Here is an 18,757-nt window from a genome sequence, read left to right as displayed (position 1 = left end):
GGAGGACACGAAAGGCCAACGATTTGGCCTTTCGAACAATCGAACGCCCGGAGCCATAGCGGAGGGCAGACGCCCTCGAACAGAAATTGAGACGGTAACATGGCCCATATCGAACTGAAGAACATCACCAAGAAGTTCGGTGGCCACACCGCGCTGACAAGCCTCAACCTCGAAATCGCCGATGGCGAGTTCTTCGTGCTGCTTGGCGAGACGGGCGCCGGCAAGACGACGACGCTGCGGTTGATCGCCGGACTGGAGAAGCCGACGGAAGGCCAGGTCCTTATCGACGGCGTCGACGTCGCCGATTGGGGCGCGGCCGAGCGCGACGTGGCGCTGGTGCTGCAGCAATATTCGCTCTATCCGCGCTACACGGTGCGCGAAAATCTCGAATTCCCGCTGAAGCCGAAGATCCGCCGGCTGCCCGACGCCGAGATCAAGGATCGCGTCGATCGCGCCGCCCGCACACTGCGCATCGAGCATCTGCTCGACCGCAAGACCGACCGGCTGTCGGGCGGCGAGATGCAGCGCGTCTCGATCGGCCGCGCCATCGTGCGCAAGCCGCGCGTGTTCCTGATGGACGAGCCGCTGTCGGCGCTCGACGCCAAGCTGCGCGAGGCGCTGCGGACGGAACTGAAGAACCTGCAGATGCAGCTCGGCGCCACCTTCCTGTTCGTCACCCACGACCAGATCGAGGCGATGTCGATGGGCGACAAGGTCGGGGTCTTGAACCATGGCCGCATCATCCAGACCGGCACGCCGCATGAGATCTACAACAATCCGCGCGACACCTATGTGGCGAGCTTCGTCGGCTCGCCGCCGATGAACCTCATCGACGGCAAACTGGTGAACGGCCGCGCTGTGATGGCGCCGTTGAATTTCGAACTGCCCTTTTCAGGGGGAGCCAAGGCGAGTGCGGCGACCGATGGTCGCCCGCTCGTCTTCGGCATCCGTCCGGAGGATGTCTATCTCGAGAGCGGCGCTCCCGTCGAAGCGCGCGTCCACGATGTCGAGAACCATGGTGTGGAAAAGATCCTGACGCTTCGGGTCGGCGATACAACACTGCGCGCCACGGTGCCGGCCAGGACCGATGTCGCCATCGAGCAGCCGGTGCGATTTGCCTGGAACCCCGACAAGGTGGTGCTGTTCGACAAGGGTAGTGGGATAAGCCTGCGCCACGCGAGTTGAATGCAGCGGGATGCTGTTGCGGTCCGGTGCTCGACAAGCCGTCGCCGATACGCCATGCTTTTGCCTGCTTCAATGTCCGCCAGTCCGACAAGGGATAGCGCATGGTCAATGCAGTCACGCCCCAGGAGGCGGCCGACCGCCTTGCGATCCGCAACCTGATTGACGCCTATGCTCATTGCGCCGATCGACAGGACGCCAAAGGACAAATGGCGTTGTTCACGCAAGACACGGCATTTCACGTGTTCATGGACAGCAGGTCCGCCGAACCGACCTATGTCCTCCACGGCCACGACGCTCTTGCGCCTGTTTTTGCCGACCTGAATCAGTATCAGGCCACCACGCATTTCAATGGCCAGAGCACGGTTCACCTCGACGGCGACCGGGCAAGCGGTGAGAGTTACTGCATCGCGCATCACCTGACGGTAAAAGGGGAGAACCGAACCCTGATGCTGGCCTCGATCCGCTATCTCGACCAATTCGTGAAGCTGGACGGCCCTGGCTCTTTGCCGAACGCAAGTTGATGGTCGACTGGACGGAGACACGCAACTCGCAAGCGTAAGCGGCTCAGCTTGCCTGGCGGATATCGGCCTGTTCCTCGGCGCGCAGGTGGCTGGGCGCCGAACCGATGACGCGCTTGAAGGCACGGCTGAAGGCGGCGTCCGATTCATAGCCGAGGCGGGCGGCAACGACGGAAATTTTCATCCGGTCGCGGACCAGCCATTGCCGTGCCTGATGCATCCTGACCTGGGTGACATATCTTGCCGGCGTTTCGCCGACGATGGTGGCGAAACGTTCGGCAAAGCCCGAGCGCGAGGCGCCCATCATCCGGGCCAGCGACTCGACCGTCCAGTCATGGTCCGGTTCGAGATGGATGGCGGCCAGCACGCGGCCGATGTCGCGGTCCCGGACGGCGGCGATCCACCCGGAGGAGTCGCCGCAGCCGCGTTCGACCCATGAGCGGATGACTGTGGCGGCCAGCACGTCGGCCAACCGCGCCAGGATGCCGCCGGAGCCGACGCGCTCCATCGTCACTTCGCGCGCCATCGATTCCAGCAGATGCGGAATGCCCGGCTCATAGGCCTCCAGCTCATGTGTGCGCATCACATCCGGCATCATGCCGAGCAGGGGATGCAAGCCGTCAAGATTGAAGTACATGCTGCCGCAGAACAACAGGGTTCCCGGACGGCAGCATTCCGACATGCCTTCGTTCGACATGCAATAGACGTCCTTGCAGACCTCCTCGACTTCATAGCCGTGGATCGGCCAGGCCTGCGCGCCGGGTTCGCTGGCAAGCACATGGGTCGCACCGCGCGGCAGCAGGATCGCATCGCCGGCATTGATTTCCACCCATTCGCCGGACGGCTGCTTTAGCCAGCAGCCTTTGCGGCCAATGAAATGAAACCGTGCCGCCGGCTGGGCCGGGAATTGGATGCCCCAGGGCTCCTTCAGCTCGAAGCGGCCATATTCGACGCCGTCGAGGCGCAGGCCGCGCAATATGTCCGTCAGCGGGTCGCCGGTGATCGGAATTTTGGACGAACGGTCAAACATAATGGGGTTTCTAGCATGGAAACTCCAGACCGTCACTCCCTATGTTGCCGTACAGCCAAATGTTGCGGCGCAAACAAGCCGGAGATCATCCCCATAGCCAAGCCATCACGGCAAGGCATGGAAACGGGTGGAACCCCGGCCGGTCATTCCCCCCATGTGGCGCCGCAAACAGATCGGAGACTGACCATGGCCGAACCCGCGACAGGCGTCATCGACGCCACACTTCTGAACCCCGTAGACAATGATGAACGAACCGAGCCGGCATGGGGCGCCGTGGTTTCGCTGGCGCTTGGCGTTTTCGGCCTCGTCACCGCCGAATTCCTGCCCGCCAGCCTGCTGACGCCAATGGCGCATGATCTCGGCGTCACCGAAGGCGTGGCCGGGCAAGCGGTGACGGCAACCGCCATCGTCGGCGCCATTGCCGCGCCCACCATGGCCATCATCACAGGGCGCATGGACCGCAGGCTGGTGATGTGGATGCTGACCTCATTCCTCATCCTGTCCAACCTTCTCGCCACCTTTGCCTCGTCGCTGCCCATGCTTCTCTTGGCCCGCGTCGTGCTGGGCGTGGCGCTTGGCGGTTTCTGGGCGATGTCGGCGGCCATGGCGCTGCGGCTGGTGCCGATGCGGCTGATGCCGCGCGCCATGTCGATCATCCTGACCGGCGTTTCGCTCGCCACCGTCACCGCCGCCCCGGTCGGCGCCTATGTCGGCGACATCTGGGGCTGGCGCACGGCGTTCATGATTGCCACCATCGTCGGCGCCCTGGCGCTGCTGGTGCAATTGGCCACCATTCCGAAGCTGCCGCCGGTGGGTGTGGCGAGCTTCCGCACCTTGCTCGACGTGCTGGAGCGGCCGTCGATCCGGGTGGCCCTGCTGGTTGTGCTGCTGGTGGCGTCCGGGCACTTTGCCGGCTTCACCTATGTGCGCCCCTTCCTCGAAAAGGTGCCGGTGCTCCACATAGAGACGATCTCGCTGGTGCTGCTGGCCTATGGCATAGGCGGGTTCTTCGGCAACATCGCCGGCGGCTTTCTGGCGGAGCGCAACCTCAAGATAGCCGTGGCGCTGGCGCCCTTGCTGATCGCCCTGGCGGCCGCCTCGATGCTGATCTTCGGCGCGTCGCCGACGATCGCCGCGGCTGCCGTTGCCGCCTGGGGCTTTGCCTTCGGTGCGGTGCCGGTCGGGCTGCAGAGCTGGCTGGTGCGGGCGGCGCCCGACCAGGCCGAAAGCGCCGGCGGACTGATGGTGGCGACCTTCCAGGTGGCGATTGCGCTGGGCGCCGTCTTCGGCGGCCTGCTGGTCGACCATGCCGGCGTGGCCAGCGCCTTCGCCTATTGCGGCACCGCAACGCTGCTGGCGGCGATCGTGGTGTTCCTGCGCGGCCCGAAGCAGGCCGAATAGTTTCTTACCTCTGACCTATCCAGCGGCCGGAGAACCATCATGGTTTTCGGGCCGCTGCCGCCGTGATGGCGGCAACAAACGCATGTCAGCCAATGCGGCGGCTTGCCGGTAGCTTCAGACTGCGCGCCCGTCGAAATCGAAGATCGACAGAGTGGACGGGTCGAGATCGGTGACGCAGTTGAGGTTGACATAGGCACTGCGTTCACTGCCTTCACGGACATCCTCGGCGAAAGGATGGATGCCGCAGGTGCGGCAGAAGCGGTGCGCCATGGCGTGATTGCCGAATGTATAGGTGCCCAAATCATCGCCCCAGGCCAGGAGAGTCAGGCTCTCATGCGGGATGGCGCATAGAAGCGCGCCTTTGCGCGAACAGATCGAACAATTGCACCTGATGGCACCGGTCAGCTCCGCCTTGAATTGGAAGGCGACCTTGCCGCAGTGGCAGCTGCCTTTGTACAGCATCAGCATCTTCCTATGGCTGGCAGGTGCAAAGGCACGCTGGCCGGGTTATCCCTTCCGCAAGCCAAACCGGCTGCTTGCCTTAAAGACGCTCTACCTTGGCGGAGTCCGACATCGATATGCAATCAGTCCGCGATTATCTCGAAATCATCCTGTCACGCCTTGCCAATCGTGCGGCCGACGAGAAGGTCTTCACCAAGCTCTATGCCGAGGCCGCGCGGGCCGCGGCTGACGCCAGCGACGCCCGCAGCCGAGCCGGCGTGACGCTTGGACCGCTCGACGGCACCATCGTCTCGATCAAGGATCTCTTCGATGTCGCGGGCGAGGCGACCACGGCCGGCTCGCTGATGCTTCGGACCGCCGCACCCGCGCTGCGCGATGCGGCCATCGTCAGCCGGCTGCGGCAGGCCGGCGCGGTCATCATCGGCAAGACCAACATGACCGAATTCGCCTTCACCGCGATCGGCGACAACATGCATTACGGCACGCCCGGCAATGCCGCCGATGCCAGCCGCATTCCCGGCGGCTCGTCCTCAGGCGCCGGCGTTTCCGTCGGCGAGGGGACGAGCGACATCTCGATCGGTTCCGACACTGGCGGGTCGATCCGCATTCCGGCGGCGCTCAATGGTGTCGTCGGCTTCAAGCCGACGGCGCGGCGTGTGCCGTTGACCGGCGCCTTTCCATTGTCCGCGACACTGGATTCGATCGGGCCGCTGGCTCTCAGCGTTGCTGCATGTGCGGTTGCAGACGCTGCGATGGCCGGAGAGGAACCGCCGCCGCTGCATCTGCCGCTCCCGCTTGCCGGGCTTCGTGTCGGGATTCCGCGCGGCCGTCTTTTCGAAGACACTGAAAGCGAGATCAGCGCGGCCTTCGATCGCAGCCTTGCCAAGATCGAGCGGACAGGGGCGCGGTTGGTGGAAATATCGATCGACGACTTCATTGCCGATATGCGGACCGTCACCAAACGTGGCTCGATCGCTGCCATGGAAGGAGCCGAGATCCATGCCGACTGGTTGGCGACGGGCGCATCTGTGCCGGTCGATCCGCATGTCAGCGGACCCTTGTCGCGCGCGGCCATGCTGCCGACGCCAGTCTATATCAGGGCCCTGCGCCGCCGCAGCGCGCTTGTCACCGCCATGGATGAGCGGCTGACATCGGTCGATGCGCTGGCGCTGCCAACCACGCCGGTGACGGCGCCGACCATCGTTTCCCTGGCCGAGGATGCCGAACTGCGCGACCGCGTCGAAGGCCTGCTGTTGCGCAACACGCAGGTCGCCAACCAGTTCGACCTCTGTGCGATCTCGCTGCCCATGCCCGGCATGACGCTGCCGGCCGGACTGATGCTGGTGGCACGCAACGGCCATGACCGGCATCTGCTGCGGATCGCTGCTGAAGTGGAGAGGCTGCTTGGCGGATGATCGGCAATTGTCGGATAGTCAGTGCGCCGAACAGTGCTTGCGTTCGCTGTCGTTGGCGGTGCGCACGATACGGGTCGCGACCAGCCATGGCAGGCTGTAATCCTTGCCGGTGATGGTCTGGGCGCGTTGCTCGATCGAGCCTCTGACGACGATCTTGCCGCTGTAAAGCACGTCGGACTGATCCACTATCGCCTTGTCGGTCTGCGGCAAGCCGCTGGTGTCGATCGACACGCCTTTGATGATCGCGCCGGTGGCAAGGTCGAGCGCGCTGTTCGACGGGCAGGGCGCCTTGAAGCAGCGCAGCCCATTGTCGCAGTAGACATAGCTGCTCTCGGCTGCGGCGAATGCCGGCATGGTGCAGATGGATGAGGTTGCGGCAACCAGCAATGCGAGGCGAAGACCGGACATGGCAGCACCGTCGCGGAGAATTGGGGCGAAACCGCGATTGCTATATGTCGAGCGGAAACCGCTGCCGGTAATGATCGACCACTTCCGGATTGCGCAGATTGACCGGCAGCTTGCCTGCCAGCACCAGCAGAGCTTCGCCCGCCGCGCCGACGCCCATGCGCATCATCGATTCCTCGGTAATGCCGGCCATGTGCGGGGTGATGATGACGTTGTCGAAGCCGAAATAGGGATGATTGGACGGCAGCGGCTGCGTCGAAAACACGTCGAGTGCTGCACCGCCGATGCGGCGTTCCCGCAAGGCCTCGATCAGTGCGTCGTCATCGACGACCGGTCCGCGCGAAACGTTGATCAGCAGCGCGTTGGATTTCATGCGGGCGATGCGCTCACGGCTGATCAGGCCACGCGTCTCCGGCGTCAGCGGGCAGCACAGCACGATGATGTCGCTCTGCTCGACCAGCGCGTCGATCGACAGGAAGCCGACTTTTTCGGGCGCCGGCTGCATGCTGCGCGTCGTTGCCACCACTTTCAGGTCGAAGCCGTGCGCGGCGATATGGCCGACGGCTTGGCCGACGGCGCCGAGGCCGACAATGCCGATGGTCTTGCCGGCGAGCTCGATGTTGGAATTGGCGTGCTCGCGTCCGGCGAGCCAGCCTTTGGCGCGCAAATCGCGGTCAACCCTGCGGAATTGCCGCAGCAGCGCAAGTGCGGTGAACATGACATGTTCCGCGACCGAGCGCGCATTGACCGCCGGCACGTTGGCCACCAGCACGCCGGCGGCCGCCGCCGCCTCCATCGGGATCATGTCGAGCCCAGCGCCATGGCGGATCGCGGCCCTCAGCTTCCAGGCGCCCTCGAACAGCGTTGGCGGCAGTGGCGCGCGCACGATGACGATGTCGGCGTCCTTGGCCTCCCTGGCCAAGGTGGCAGGATCAAGCGCCGATGCGATCACAAGCTGGCCAGCGCCGGCGAGCCTGGCCGAAGCACGTGGGTGCAGCGGATGGGTCGACAGGATCTTTGGCACGGTCTGGGCCACGATCAGGCCTTTTCGAGTACGGCGCTCGCGGGCGCAACCGCCTTGCCGCCCTCGATCAGGCCCTTCCAGTAGCTCTCCGCGCCTTGCAGATGGGCGCTCATCAACGCCTGGGCGAGATTGCCATCACGGCGCAGCAGCGCCTCGTAGATCTGCACATGCTCGGCATGCGAACGCACGCTGCGTTCGGGATCGTTGAAATAGATCGGCAGGCGCTGTTCGCCCATCAGATAGTAGACGCTGCAGATGTTGTGGAAGACGCTGTTCTTGGTGGCGCGCACGATCTCCAGATGGAACTCGCGGTCTTCCTTGGCGAGGCCTTCGCCGGCGGCGATGCGTTCCTCGGAAGCCTTGAGGATCTCGCGCAGCCGCTCGAAATTCTCCTCGGTGGCGCGCGAACAAGCAAGCTCGGCGGCCTTGATCTCGTGGATCTTGCGCAACTCGACCGTTTCATAGATCTGCAAGGGATCGAGCGGCAGGCCGGCACGCGCAAACAGCGCCAGCGCTTCGACGCTCGCCTGCTTGGTGTCGATGTAGATGCCGGACTTGGCGCGACGCTCGACGATGCGCATGGCTTCGAGGATGGCCAGCGCCTCGCGGATCTGGCGCGGCTGACGCCGAAATGCTCCGCCAGCTCACGTTCCGATGGCGTGCGGCCGGTCTCGCTGTCCGAGTGGGAGAAGAGATAGGCGGCGAGTTCCGCGAGAAGGTTCTTTTCTTTCATCGTCAATTGCGTTGCGCGTGCGCCTCCAGGAATCGCTCCGAAACGGTGAACCCCAATCCGGGCTTTTCCGGGATCGCTATCATACCGTCCGTTGCTTCGACAGTCTCTTCGATTAGATCGTGGATCATCGGGTTGGCGCCGAGCGAATATTCGACGGTGAAACTCGACGGCGAAGCGGCGCAGACATGCAAGCCAGCGAAGAAGCAGGGCGCGCCGGCCCACAAATGCGGCGCAAAGCGCAGATTGAAGGCGCTGGCGATGGTGCCTATCTTCATCGCCTCGCTGATGCCGCCGCAGAAGGCGGGATCAGGCTGGAAGATGTCGGCCGCCTTGAGCACGGCGAGGTCGCGGAAAGCATAGCGGGTCGCCTCACTTTCGCCGGTGGCGATCGGCACGGCGCCGGAGGCGCGCACTTCCGCCATGCCGGGCTTGTCGTCGGCGATCACTGGCTCTTCGAACCAGGCGAGATCGAGGTCGCTGACGAGATGGATGAAGCGTTTGGCTTCGGCAACCGTATAGGTGCCGTGGGCGTCGACCATCAGCTCGACATCGGGTCCGAGGGCCTGGCGCGCGGCGCGGACACGGGCGGCGGAAATGTGTGCTGCGCCATCCATGGCGCCGACCCGCATTTTCAGCGCCTTGAAGCCGCCCCGGGCGATGTAGGATTTCAGCTGTTCGCCGATGGCATCGGCGGCTGCCCAGCCGCCGGAGGCATAGGCCTGCATGCGATCGACCTTGCGGCCACCGAGCAGCCGCCAAACCGGCTGGCCGAGCGACTTGCCGAGGATGTCCCAGAGCGCGATGTCGACGGCGCTGATGGCGGCGATGCTCATGCCACGCCGCGCCAGTTGCGGCATGGCGTGGCCGGCGCGCGCGGCGCTGTCGTGGCGCACGCCATTGTAGAGCATCTCCCAGATGATGCCGATATCGGCCGGATCGCGGCCGATCAATTGCGGACCGACCTCGTGGTTCAGCATGTAGACAAGGGCGCCGTAGCTGCCGGCGCTGCCGGCGGCGTTCTTGCCTTCGCCCCAGCCGACCAGCCCGTCATCGGTTTCGATGCGCAGGATGGCGGCGTCGAAGGTCGTCACCTGGCCGAAGTCGCTGCGATGCTGCTTCGCGGCTTCGATTGGGATGCGGACCCACCAGGCTTGGACGGTCTTGATGCGCATGTCTTTCCCCAGCCCTGCCGCCTGTCAGGGCGAAAGGGCAAATTCCCAGGAAGCGGTCGACTACTTGATCAGCGGCAGCAGCGTTTCGGCCGTGATGCGCATCTGGTCGGTGTAGAATTTTTCGGTGAGCACGCTGGAGCCGTGGTCCTGGATGAACTTCAGCTGCTCGGGCGAGATATCGACCGGGTGGCGCTCGACCATTTCGGGATAGGGCGCTGCCGGCGTGCGGTCTACCGGGGCGACGAACTCGTTGGTCAGCGCGCCGTCGTAGCCGACTTCCTTCAAGGTGGCGACGATCCTGGGCCAGTCGATCTGGCCGAGGCCGGCGGCGAAGCGGTTGTTGTCGGCGACATGGAAGTCGAACAGGCGCTTGCCGACCTGACGGATGGCGTCATGGACGTTAAATTCTTCCATATGAATGTGGTAGGCGTCGAGGCACACGCCGCATTCGGGGCTGACCGCGTCGGCCAGCGCCAGCGCCTGGGCACCGCGGTTGAACAGATAGGTCTCGAAGCGATTGAGCGGTTCCACGGCGATCTTGACGCCAACCTTCTTGGCGTGGGTGAAGCATTCGCGGGTCGCGTCGACCACCCACTTCCATTCCTCTTCCTCGGTACCATCCGGCACCACCTTGCCGACGGTCGCCGGAACCAGGGTGATAATCTCACCATCGAGTTCGCTGACCATGGTCAGCACGTCCTTGACATACTGCACCGAGCGCTCGCGCTGTCCCTGGTTCTTGGCGGCAAGGTTGCGTTCGCCCAGCATCAAGGTCACCGCGCCCCAGCAACGGATGCCATGCTCCTTCAGAAGTGCCCGCGTCTCCTTGGTCTTGTACTGCTCGGGCTCACCGGAAATCTCGATCGACTCATAGCCGAATTTCTTGATGCGCTTCAGCGTCACCTCCAACGGCTCCGCGCGCATCCAGTTGTGCGTCGAAAGATGCATGGTCTGTCCTTCCCAAATTCGTCCGTATGGTTTGCCTGCGACATGCATCGCCGAAAGACGACGCAAGGGTTCCTCCCCAAGGCATCCCCAGCCTTTTTCTCGCAAACTGGTTCGACCAATTGGGCCTGAAGTGAGGTCTACAGCAAATTCCAGGGAACGGCAAGAAGTGCGGCAGCGCAACTTTTTGTGCGAATTATTCCATTGATTGTATTGCGATATATGTCGATATTTCTGTTATGCCGAGGGCTTTGAAGATGCATTGCGAGGCTTGACCAAATTCCGCTATTTGGTAATACCAGAATGGCAGTGCCTGCAAAGCGCCCGGTGCGAAAAGACCAAAATGGCTGGCCCTGCTTCCAATCGGCGCTATGCTTGGTCGCGACACAATGAGGGAGGATGCCGATGCCGACGACAATGAAGGGCCCTGGACTGTTTCTGGCGCAGTTCGCGGGTGATGCAGCGCCATTCAATTCGCTGGCCTCGATCACCAAATGGGCCGCCGGTCTCGGTTATAAAGGCGTGCAGATCCCGACCTGGGACGCGCGCCTGTTCGATCTCAAGAAAGCAGCCTCTTCCAAGGCCTATTGCGACGAGGTGAAGGGCATCTGTGCCGATGCCGGCGTCGAGATCACGGAATTGTCGACGCATCTGCAGGGGCAGTTGGTGGCGGTGCACCCTGCCTATGACGCCCAGATGGATGGCTTCGCGCCGGCCTCGGTCCACAACAATCCGAAGGCGCGGCAGAAATGGGCGGTCGAGCAGATGAAGTTCGGCGCCAAGGCATCGCGCAATCTCGGGCTGAATGCTTCGGTGTCGTTCACGGGCTCGCTGGCTTTCCCTTACCTCTATCCCTTCCCGCAGCGGCCGGCCGGACTGATCGAGGAGGCCTTTGGCGAACTCGGCAAACGCTGGAAGCCGATCCTCGATGTCTATGAGGACAATGGCGTCGATGTCGGCTACGAAATTCACCCGTCTGAGGACGTGTTCGACGGCGCAACCTTCGAGATGTTCCTCGACGCGGTCGGCGGCCATAAGCGCTGCAACATCAACTACGACCCGTCGCACTTCCTCTTGCAGCAGCTCGACTATCTCGAATTCATCGACATCTATCACGAACGCATCAAGGCGTTCCACGTCAAGGATGCCGAGTTCAACCCGACCGGCCGGCAAGGCGTCTATTCCGGCTATCAGAGCTGGACCAACCGCGCCGGCCGCTTCCGTTCGCTCGGCGACGGGCAAGTGGATTTCGGCGGCATCTTCTCCAAGCTGACGCAGTACAACTATGATTCCTGGGCAGTGCTGGAATGGGAGTGCTGCCTGAAGCATCCCGAAGACGGCGCGGCCGAAGGGGCGCCTTTCATCCAGCATCACATCATCCGCGTGACGGAAAGGGCATTCGACGATTTTGCCAGCGGCACCACGGACAAGAAGCTGCTGCGCGCGATGATGGGTATCTGAGACGACTTATCCTTCCCTGATGGGGAGGAGCATCCAAGACACGAGGGAGAAAACATGGTCGGCGCATCGAAGTCGGAAACGGGAGGCGGCCCGATCCGCTATGGCATGGTCGGCGGCGGGCAAGGCGCCTTCATCGGGGCGGTGCACCGGATCGCGGCACGCTTGGACAATGAGTTCGTGCTGGTGGCCGGTGCGCTGTCGGCGAATCCCGAGCGCGCCAAGGCGTCGGCCGCCGAACTCGGGCTCGATCCGGACCGCAGCTACGCCTCCTATGCCGAGATGGCCAAGGCCGAGGCCAAGCGCCCTGACGGTATCGAGGCGGTGGCGATCGTCACGCCGAACAATGTGCATGTGCCGGCAGCCAAGGCTTTCCTCGAAGCCGGCATCCACGTGATCTGCGACAAGCCGCTGGCGACGACGCTGGCCGAGGCGAAAAAGCTCGCGGCCATCGTCGAGAAGACCGGCAAGGTGTTCGTGCTCACCCACAACTACACGGCCTATCCGATGGTACGGCAGGCGCGCGAGATGGTGGCCAAGGGCGTGCTCGGCGACATCCGCATCGTGCAGTCGGAATATCCGCAGGACTGGCTGACCGAGGACCTCGCCGCCACCGGCCAGAAGCAGGCCTCGTGGCGTGGCGATCCCAAGCAGGCGGGTGCTGGCGGCGCGCTGGGCGACATCGGCACGCATGCCTACAACCTTGCCCGTTTCGTCTCCGGGCTGGAACTGGATTCGCTGTCGGCCGATCTCGACGCCTTCGTGCCGGGGCGGCTGCTCGACGACAATGTCAACGTCATGCTGCGCTTCAAGCCCACCGGCAAGACGCATCCGGCCAAGGGCATGATCTGGGCCAGCCAGGTGGCGCCCGGCCATGAGAACGGGCTGAAGCTGCGCATCTATGGCTCGAAGGGCGGGCTGGAATGGGTGCAGGCCGATCCGAACTACCTCTGGTACACGCCATTTGGTCAGCCGAAGCAGCTGATCACCCGCAACGGCGCCGGCGCGCTGCCGGTGGCGGGCCGTGTCAGCCGTGTGCCGTCAGGCCACCCGGAGGGCTATCTCGAAGGTTTCGCCAACATCTATCAGGAAGCGGCACGCGCCATTCGTGCGGCACGCAAGAAGGGTGGCAAGCCGGCAAAGGATGTGGTCTTCCCGACCATCGAGGATGGCGTCGAGGGCATGGCCTTCATCGAGGCCTGTGTGAAGTCTTCGAAGAAGAATGGAACGTGGACGAAACTCTAAAACAAAAATGATCCGGGGGATCAAACGGGGGGAGGGGCGTCGATGAAAATCGGCATGTGCATGTTTTTGTGGACGACAGCGGTGTCGAAGAAGCACGAGCCGCTGCTGCGCGACATCAAGGCGACGGGCTTCGATGGCGTCGAGATTCCGGTCTTCGCCGGCACGCCGGACGATTATAAAAAGCTCGGCGACCTGCTCGATCGCATCGGGCTGGAGCGGACCGCGGTCTCGGCGATGGGTGATCGCTCGATGAACCTGATCTCGCCGGATGCGGCAACGCGCAAGGCCGGTATCGCCTACATGAAATGGGCGATTGATTGCGCCGATGCACTTGGCGCCAGGACACTCAGTGGGCCGCTGCATTCGACGCTCGGCGCCTTCTCCGGCAGCGGTCCGACACCCGCCGAGAAGAACCGGTCCGTCGCCTCGCAGCGCGCTATCGGCGACCATGCCGGTACGCGGAACGTGACCATCGGGCTGGAGGCGCTGAACCGCTTCGAATGTTATCTCTTCAACACGATGGCGGACCTGTCGGAGCACATCGACGCTATCGGCAGGCCGCACATCAAGGCGATGTACGACACCTTTCACGCCAATATCGAGGAGGCCGACCCGATCGCGGCCTACACGAAGCACCGCAGGAATGTCGTGCACATCCACATATCGGAGAACGATCGCGGCGTACCGGGACGCGGCAACATTCCGTGGAAAGAGACGTTCGCGGCGATCCGCAAGAGCGGCTATGACGATTGGTTGACGATCGAGTCGTTTGGACGTTCGCTGAAGGATTTGGCGGCGGCGACGAAGGTGTGGCGCGATTTTTCCGAGAGCCCGGAAGCGGTTTATCGCGAGGGGTACAAGCATATCAGGAATGGGTGGAAGAAGGCCGCTTAGGCGCCCTGATCGGGTGCGTCGGTGACCCTTGGCGCGAGGCGAGACGATGATTGCGCTTGGTCCATTTTGCATTTGCGTTTGTGGCTATTGCCAAGTGGTTCCCCCACTCCGTCTCGGCTTCGCCGAGCCACCTCTCCCCCTCCGGAGCAGGGCTATCGCATATGAGCGATTGCCTGGATGAGATAGTCGTCATTCCAAGCGCATTTCTTGATGCGGTGGCTAATGGGGACTTTGTCGATGTCGGCGGCCTGAAGGATATTTCTGGCGATGCGGTTGATGAGGGCGGTGTTGGCGGGAGCGTTGTCCTTGCGGGCACGACTGAGGTCCTCGTGCAGATGAACGTCGAGCATCCAGTGCAGTGCGTTCTCGATCTGCCAATGGGCTCTGGTGAGGTCGATCGCCTGCTGTGGCGACAGCAGCGTTGAGGCCATGAACAGGCGCGTCAGCGGCTCGGCCTGATCGCGCCGGCTGGTGATGCGGATGAAGGCCTTGTGCCCCGGCATCATTGGTTCAGCCGCCACCACGACCTCTGCCTGCCGCCATTCGTTGCGGCCATGGCTGGTCTCGGTCCGCTCAGTGACGGCGGGAGTGGTCTGGGCCAGTTGTTGATTGGCCCGAGCCAACCAATGCCGGCGGTTTCCCTTGAGTGCGAGCAGATAGTCGCCGCCGCGCTGAATGATGGCCTTGGCCATGCGCGTGTGGCAGTGGAGGGCATCGGCCGTGACCAATCGGCCAGTAAGATCAATGAGTTCGACGACCTTGAGGGCAGCCTCGACCTCATTGTCTTCGTCGCCGGGCGAGACCGCCGCCAAACACAGCCGCGTCTGGCTGGCAAAGGCCGACACCGTCAGGGGCGGGCTGGCCGCAAGGCCTTTCTCATAGGCCCGCCGCAGCGCCTTGCCATCAAGTGCGACCACACCCTGACGTGCCTGGGCAAAGCCTGCGGCAAAGGCGGCGAACGCCCGTCCCAAGGCCTCCGGATCGAGCAGGCGCAACAGCCGCGAGAAGGTGTCGTGGCTAGGCGCCTCCTCATAGTCGATCAAGCGCGACAGCGCCTGTTTGCGCTCTTGCGCGAACAACGAAAACTCCGTTGCGCTGGTCGCGCCACACAGGCTCGCAGCGATCATCATCACGATCAGGTCGCCAAGCCGATGTGTGGCGTTGGCCGCGCGCGGATCAGGCACCGTACCGAAATAGCTCTCAAGGCTGGTAATGGCAGTCACTCCTCGCTGGACTGCCTTCCCAAAGAATCCCTTCTCAAACCAACTTCAAGCCCAAAATCGCCATATGCGATTCCCCTGGATCGACGGGGGAGAGGAAAGGGGAGCCTGGTGGCTGAGGAGAGGAAGAAAGCCTCGGCCTAGGGGGACAGGCGTCGGCTCGGACAGCCTGGCGCTTTTCCTCTACCCCCGTCGATCGGGGAGAGGTGTCGAGCGCAGCTCGACGGAGTGGGGGTCGACCCTTGGCGCGGCACTAGTCTAAACCATGCCCGCGCTTACGCGTCACAAGGTTAACCCTGCTCGGCCTGGATCCTGTTGTAGTCGTGGATCGTCCGGCTCAGCCGGCGGCGCAGGAAATTGGAGATGTTGTCGAAGATGAAGACGACCAGCAGGATCAGCAGCACCATGTAGAAGACGTTGGCCCAGTTGGAGTTGGTGCGCATCGCTTCCCACAGTTTCAGGCCGATGCCGCCGGCGCCGACAGCGCCGATGATGGTGGCGCCGCGGGTGTTGGATTCCCACTGGTAGAGCGTCTGGCTGATGAAGACCGGGATGACTTCCGGCATCACGCCGTAGCGCTGCACCAGGAGGCCGTTGGCGCCGGTCGACAGCACACCTTCGCGCGGCTTGTCGTCGATGTTTTCCAGCGCCTCGGAATAGGTTTTGCCGAGCGTGCCGATCTCGGTGAAGAAGATCGCGGCACTGCCGGCCAGCGGACCGGGGCCGAAGGCGCGGGTGAAGAACAGCGCCCAGATCAGCATATCCACCGAGCGCATGAAGTCGAAGAAGCGCTTCAGCACCTGGCTGAGCACGCCGCTCGGCGTGATGTTGCGGGCGGCGAAGAAGGCAAGCGGGAAGGCGACGATGCCGCCGAGCAGCGTGCCCAGAAACGCCATGACGATGGTCTGCAAAAGCTTCGTCCAGACGTCGCCGTGCTGCCACTGGGCGTTGTTCCAGATGTTTTCGCCGGCCAGTGCGAGGTTCGAGGTGCCCGGCTTCAGCTCGGGACCGGACACGATCAGCGAGACCACTTCTCCCGCTGATTTGCCGAAGAAGGGCGAGCGTGTGTCGAAGACGAAATTCGCCCAGCCGAGGAAGCGCTTGCGCACCTTGACGCGGTCGACGGTGACGCGCACCTCGCCGACGAAGCCCATCTTGGCGACCACCTCGTCATCATGCGCGGTGATCCAGTCCGGTACCGGCCCTGTGGCCACCGGCTTGCCGCTGGTCAGCGCAACCGGCACCGTCTCGCCATTGGCCACGATCGTCGCCTGCGCCTTGTCGAAGGTGACGGATTTCGCTGGACCATCGATCAGCACGGTGAAGGTGCCGTCCGGATTCTTGATCACCCAGTCGGGGTTCGGGTTTTCGCCAAGCGCGGAAAAGCGCGGGTATTTTGGCGTGATCTCAGGCTGGTCGAGGCGGAACTCGGGCTGCAAATCGTAGCTGATCCACTGTGTCAGGAACAGCGGCAGACGCTCCCAGTGTGATTCCCGCAGAACTTGCGGCAGGCTGAAGAACCACAGGACATAGATGAGGTAAGTCAGGATGCCGACGAACAGGAAGAGCGGCGCAAAGCGTTTGTACAGCGGCCGCCGGAACACCTGGGGATAGCGCTCCTCGATCGACAGCATCTCCTCGGCGGTCATCGTCGCCATGGTTTAAGCCCCCATCATAAAGGCTTGCTCGCCGACCAGCTTGCGGCGCAGCCAGGCGGAAAACTGGTCGATGATGAAGATGGTCGTGAACAGGAGCAGCACCAGTGCCAGCGTCTTGGCGCCGAAGCCGCGCGAGATGGAGAGCTTCAATTCCTCGCCAATGCCGCCGCCGCCGACGGCGCCGATGATGGTCGAGATGCGGACATTGATCTCGACGCGCAGCAACGTGTAGGACATGAAGTTGGGCAGCACCTGCGGCAGGCCGGCAAAGCGCACCCGCTCGAACCAGTTGGCGCCGACCGCGCGCAGACCTTCCTCGGCACGCATGTCGATGTTTTCGTTGATCTCGTAGAACAGCTTGCCGAGCGCGCCGATCGAATGCAGGCCGATGGCGATGATGGCGGCGATCGGGCCGATCGAGACGATGGCCGCGAACAGGCCGGCAATGACGATCTCCGGAAAGGCGCGCAGCAATTCCATGAAGCGCTTGACGATCAGCCGCAGCAGCGGATGGGGCGTCAGATTGCGCGCCGCGATGAACGAGAACGGCACCGCGAAGATGAAGCCGATGAAGGTCGAGACCAAGGCGACATTGACCGTGGTGATCATCAGCTCGAAATATTCGGGGATGTAGAAGCCGCCCCAGACATAGATACGGCCGAGCGGGAAGTTGAATTCCTGCGTGCCGGTGTCATGCGGCGAGGCAACGTCGAACAGTGCCCGCCAGACATCGTTCCAGTCCTTGGGGATGAGCCAGCTCAAGAAATCCAGAATATGCGGCAGCCGGTCGAAGAAATGGCCGGCATTGGCCTCGTCGGCGAACCACATGCTGGCGAACATCGCGGCGAGCAGCAGGCCGACGCCAAGCACTGTGTAGAACCGGCGCAGCGACGTCTGGCGTCGCCAGGCATCGGCCATCTGGTGGGTGGCGCCAGAAGGGGCTGTCAAAGGAGCGGCTGTCACGGAAAGGGTCATGATCGGAGATGCAAAAAGGGCGGTGTTTTCAGACACCGCCCTTTCCGATTTCGCCGTTAGCCGCCGATGGCTGCCTTACGGGCTTCGACGATGACGCTGTAGAAGTCGGGCTTCACTGGGACGTAGCCGGTGAAATCACCGCCTTCGACGCCTTCGAAGCAAGCCTTGTCCTTCTGCGGCAGCTGCGTGAAGAAGTTGGCAAGCTTGGCGGTCATGTCGTCGCCGAGCGCGGTGCGCACGACCAGCGGGCCGTTCGGGATCAGGCCCGAACGCCAGACTTCGACGAAGTCATTGGGGTCGACGGCGCCCTTGGCGACTTCCTTGTGGAAGGTGCCGGAGGTGTAACCGTTCTTGAAGTCGCCGATGCCGGAGGAATCATCCACCGCGACATCGACCTTGCCGTCGCGCACGGCCAGGATGTTGTTCTCGTGGCCGCCATTGAACTGCGTCGAAGCGAAGAAGGCTTCGTTCGAGGCGCCGGTGGTCTTCGGAATCTGCGTCAGCGGGATCAGGTAGCCGGAGGTCGAATCCGGATCGGCATAGCCGAGCTTTTTGCCCTTGGCCGACTTGATGTCGGTGATGCCCGAGGTCTTCAGAGCCAGGCCGATCGAATAGTAACCGGTGGAACCATCGGTCTGCTTGGTGGTGAGGATCGGGGTGACAGCCTTCGGATCCTTAAGATAGACGCTGGCATAGCCCGAAGCGCCGAGTTCGGCGAAGTCGAGCGTGCCGCCGAGCAGGCCCTGGATGACGCCGTCATAATCGGCGGCGGGGAACAGCGAGACCTTTTCGAAGCCGAATTCGGCCTTCAGATGGTCGGCCAGGCACTGGTAGTTGCGCAGCCGGTCGGTTTCGTTTTCACCGCCGAGGATGCCGACGCGGAATTCCTTCAGATCGGCGGCGTGGGCCATGCTGGTCGCCATGGCGAGCACCGAAACGGCACTGAAAACCATCTTCCTGAACATTTGATGTCTCTCCTGTAAGTTCCGGCCCCGCGCCGGCAGCGTTCTTGATCTT

The 18,757-nt window shown here is 63.1% G+C and carries 17 protein-coding genes and 1 pseudogene; 7 read left to right on the top strand and 11 right to left on the bottom strand.

Annotation, left to right across the window (positions count from 1 at the left end; translation table 11 throughout):
* The first annotated feature begins 99 nt into the window (after window positions 1-99).
* Window positions 100-1,185 carry an ABC transporter ATP-binding protein gene (locus HB778_RS09420; RefSeq protein ID WP_183463285.1) on the top strand — a complete coding sequence of 362 codons (1,086 nt, stop codon included), beginning with the start codon at window positions 100-102 and terminating at the stop codon, window positions 1,183-1,185.
* 101 nt (window positions 1,186-1,286) lie between these two features.
* Window positions 1,287-1,706, top strand: a complete 420-nt coding sequence (locus tag HB778_RS09415; protein WP_210308072.1) for a nuclear transport factor 2 family protein — start codon at window positions 1,287-1,289, stop codon at window positions 1,704-1,706.
* Window positions 1,707-1,749: 43 nt separating this feature from the next.
* Here the strand turns inward: HB778_RS09415 and HB778_RS09410 are convergent, their stop codons facing one another.
* Entirely contained in the window at window positions 1,750-2,733 is a 984-nt protein-coding gene (locus HB778_RS09410) for an AraC family transcriptional regulator (protein WP_183463283.1), read from the bottom strand.
* A gap of 186 nt (window positions 2,734-2,919) precedes the next feature.
* On the opposite strand from HB778_RS09410, the gene HB778_RS09405 reads away from it, so the two are divergent.
* Window positions 2,920-4,134: an MFS transporter gene (locus HB778_RS09405; protein WP_183463282.1), complete on the top strand. Its 1,215-nt coding sequence runs from the start codon at window positions 2,920-2,922 to the stop codon at window positions 4,132-4,134.
* Between the two features lie 114 nt (window positions 4,135-4,248).
* Here the strand turns inward: HB778_RS09405 and HB778_RS09400 are convergent, their stop codons facing one another.
* Entirely contained in the window at window positions 4,249-4,596 is a 348-nt protein-coding gene (locus HB778_RS09400) for a GFA family protein (protein WP_183463280.1), read from the bottom strand.
* A 116-nt stretch (window positions 4,597-4,712) separates the two neighbouring features.
* On the opposite strand from HB778_RS09400, the gene HB778_RS09395 reads away from it, so the two are divergent.
* Entirely contained in the window at window positions 4,713-6,011 is a 1,299-nt protein-coding gene (locus HB778_RS09395) for an amidase (RefSeq protein WP_183463278.1), read from the top strand.
* A gap of 18 nt (window positions 6,012-6,029) precedes the next feature.
* Here HB778_RS09395 and HB778_RS09390 read toward each other — a convergent pair whose 3' ends face one another.
* The 5 genes and pseudogenes from HB778_RS09390 to HB778_RS09370 form a co-directional block, all read right to left on the bottom strand.
* Entirely contained in the window at window positions 6,030-6,419 is a 390-nt protein-coding gene (locus HB778_RS09390; protein WP_183463277.1) for a hypothetical protein, read from the bottom strand.
* Between the two features lie 40 nt (window positions 6,420-6,459).
* On the bottom strand, window positions 6,460-7,452 hold the full coding sequence (locus HB778_RS09385) for a hydroxyacid dehydrogenase (protein ID WP_432421244.1): 993 nt from the start codon (window positions 7,450-7,452) through the stop codon (window positions 6,460-6,462).
* A 2-nt stretch (window positions 7,453-7,454) separates the two neighbouring features.
* A pseudogene (locus HB778_RS09380) lies at window positions 7,455-8,173 on the bottom strand (FadR/GntR family transcriptional regulator).
* 2 nt (window positions 8,174-8,175) lie between these two features.
* On the bottom strand, window positions 8,176-9,345 hold the full coding sequence (locus tag HB778_RS09375; RefSeq protein ID WP_183463274.1) for a mandelate racemase/muconate lactonizing enzyme family protein: 1,170 nt from the start codon (window positions 9,343-9,345) through the stop codon (window positions 8,176-8,178).
* Between the two features lie 60 nt (window positions 9,346-9,405).
* Entirely contained in the window at window positions 9,406-10,293 is an 888-nt protein-coding gene (locus HB778_RS09370; protein ID WP_183463272.1) for a sugar phosphate isomerase/epimerase family protein, read from the bottom strand.
* Window positions 10,294-10,695: 402 nt separating this feature from the next.
* On the opposite strand from HB778_RS09370, the gene HB778_RS09365 reads away from it, so the two are divergent.
* The 3 genes from HB778_RS09365 to HB778_RS09355 are packed head-to-tail and all read left to right on the top strand — an operon-like array spanning window position 10,696 to window position 13,887.
* Window positions 10,696-11,751 carry a sugar phosphate isomerase/epimerase family protein gene (locus HB778_RS09365; protein ID WP_095199747.1) on the top strand — a complete coding sequence of 352 codons (1,056 nt, stop codon included), beginning with the start codon at window positions 10,696-10,698 and terminating at the stop codon, window positions 11,749-11,751.
* Between the two features lie 54 nt (window positions 11,752-11,805).
* A complete protein-coding gene (locus HB778_RS09360) occupies window positions 11,806-12,993 on the top strand; it encodes a Gfo/Idh/MocA family protein (protein WP_183463270.1) in 1,188 nt (395 codons plus the stop codon).
* A gap of 42 nt (window positions 12,994-13,035) precedes the next feature.
* Window positions 13,036-13,887, top strand: coding sequence for a sugar phosphate isomerase/epimerase family protein (locus HB778_RS09355; RefSeq protein ID WP_183463268.1), 852 nt, complete (start codon window positions 13,036-13,038; stop codon window positions 13,885-13,887).
* A 152-nt stretch (window positions 13,888-14,039) separates the two neighbouring features.
* Here HB778_RS09355 and HB778_RS09350 read toward each other — a convergent pair whose 3' ends face one another.
* From HB778_RS09350 to phnD, 4 genes are all read right to left on the bottom strand, one after another.
* Window positions 14,040-15,110: an ISAs1 family transposase gene (locus HB778_RS09350; RefSeq protein ID WP_244661879.1), complete on the bottom strand. Its 1,071-nt coding sequence runs from the start codon at window positions 15,108-15,110 to the stop codon at window positions 14,040-14,042.
* A 287-nt stretch (window positions 15,111-15,397) separates the two neighbouring features.
* Window positions 15,398-16,765: a phosphonate ABC transporter, permease protein PhnE gene (gene phnE, locus HB778_RS09345; protein ID WP_183463266.1), complete on the bottom strand. Its 1,368-nt coding sequence runs from the start codon at window positions 16,763-16,765 to the stop codon at window positions 15,398-15,400.
* A 3-nt stretch (window positions 16,766-16,768) separates the two neighbouring features.
* A complete protein-coding gene (gene phnE, locus HB778_RS09340; RefSeq protein ID WP_432421262.1) occupies window positions 16,769-17,683 on the bottom strand; it encodes a phosphonate ABC transporter, permease protein PhnE in 915 nt (304 codons plus the stop codon).
* A 113-nt stretch (window positions 17,684-17,796) separates the two neighbouring features.
* The gene (phnD, locus tag HB778_RS09335) at window positions 17,797-18,705 is read right to left on the bottom strand and encodes a phosphonate ABC transporter substrate-binding protein (RefSeq protein ID WP_183463262.1); all 909 of its coding nucleotides are present in this window, start codon (window positions 18,703-18,705) and stop codon (window positions 17,797-17,799) included.
* Window positions 18,706-18,757: the final 52 nt, after the last annotated feature.

The organism is Mesorhizobium huakuii (genome assembly GCF_014189455.1).
In the GTDB taxonomy this organism is placed as follows: Bacteria; Pseudomonadota; Alphaproteobacteria; order Rhizobiales; family Rhizobiaceae; genus Mesorhizobium; species Mesorhizobium huakuii_A.
This window is presented reverse-complemented; position numbering and strand designations above follow the sequence as displayed.

Coding starts and splice junctions, on each gene's coding strand:
- HB778_RS09370 (WP_183463272.1), bottom strand. CDS start 10,293: ATGCATCTTTCGACGCACAACTGGATGCGCGCGGAGCCGTTGGAGGTG.
- HB778_RS09405 (WP_183463282.1), top strand. CDS start 2,920: ATGGCCGAACCCGCGACAGGCGTCATCGACGCCACACTTCTGAACCCC.
- HB778_RS09375 (WP_183463274.1), bottom strand. CDS start 9,345: ATGCGCATCAAGACCGTCCAAGCCTGGTGGGTCCGCATCCCAATCGAA.
- HB778_RS09360 (WP_183463270.1), top strand. CDS start 11,806: ATGGTCGGCGCATCGAAGTCGGAAACGGGAGGCGGCCCGATCCGCTAT.
- HB778_RS09410 (WP_183463283.1), bottom strand. CDS start 2,733: ATGTTTGACCGTTCGTCCAAAATTCCGATCACCGGCGACCCGCTGACG.
- HB778_RS09355 (WP_183463268.1), top strand. CDS start 13,036: ATGAAAATCGGCATGTGCATGTTTTTGTGGACGACAGCGGTGTCGAAG.
- HB778_RS09395 (WP_183463278.1), top strand. CDS start 4,713: ATGCAATCAGTCCGCGATTATCTCGAAATCATCCTGTCACGCCTTGCC.
- HB778_RS09365 (WP_095199747.1), top strand. CDS start 10,696: ATGCCGACGACAATGAAGGGCCCTGGACTGTTTCTGGCGCAGTTCGCG.
- HB778_RS09400 (WP_183463280.1), bottom strand. CDS start 4,596: ATGCTGTACAAAGGCAGCTGCCACTGCGGCAAGGTCGCCTTCCAATTC.
- phnE (WP_432421262.1), bottom strand. CDS start 17,683: ATGGCCGATGCCTGGCGACGCCAGACGTCGCTGCGCCGGTTCTACACA.
- HB778_RS09390 (WP_183463277.1), bottom strand. CDS start 6,419: ATGTCCGGTCTTCGCCTCGCATTGCTGGTTGCCGCAACCTCATCCATC.
- HB778_RS09420 (WP_183463285.1), top strand. CDS start 100: ATGGCCCATATCGAACTGAAGAACATCACCAAGAAGTTCGGTGGCCAC.
- phnE (WP_183463266.1), bottom strand. CDS start 16,765: ATGGCGACGATGACCGCCGAGGAGATGCTGTCGATCGAGGAGCGCTAT.
- phnD (WP_183463262.1), bottom strand. CDS start 18,705: ATGTTCAGGAAGATGGTTTTCAGTGCCGTTTCGGTGCTCGCCATGGCG.
- HB778_RS09415 (WP_210308072.1), top strand. CDS start 1,287: ATGGTCAATGCAGTCACGCCCCAGGAGGCGGCCGACCGCCTTGCGATC.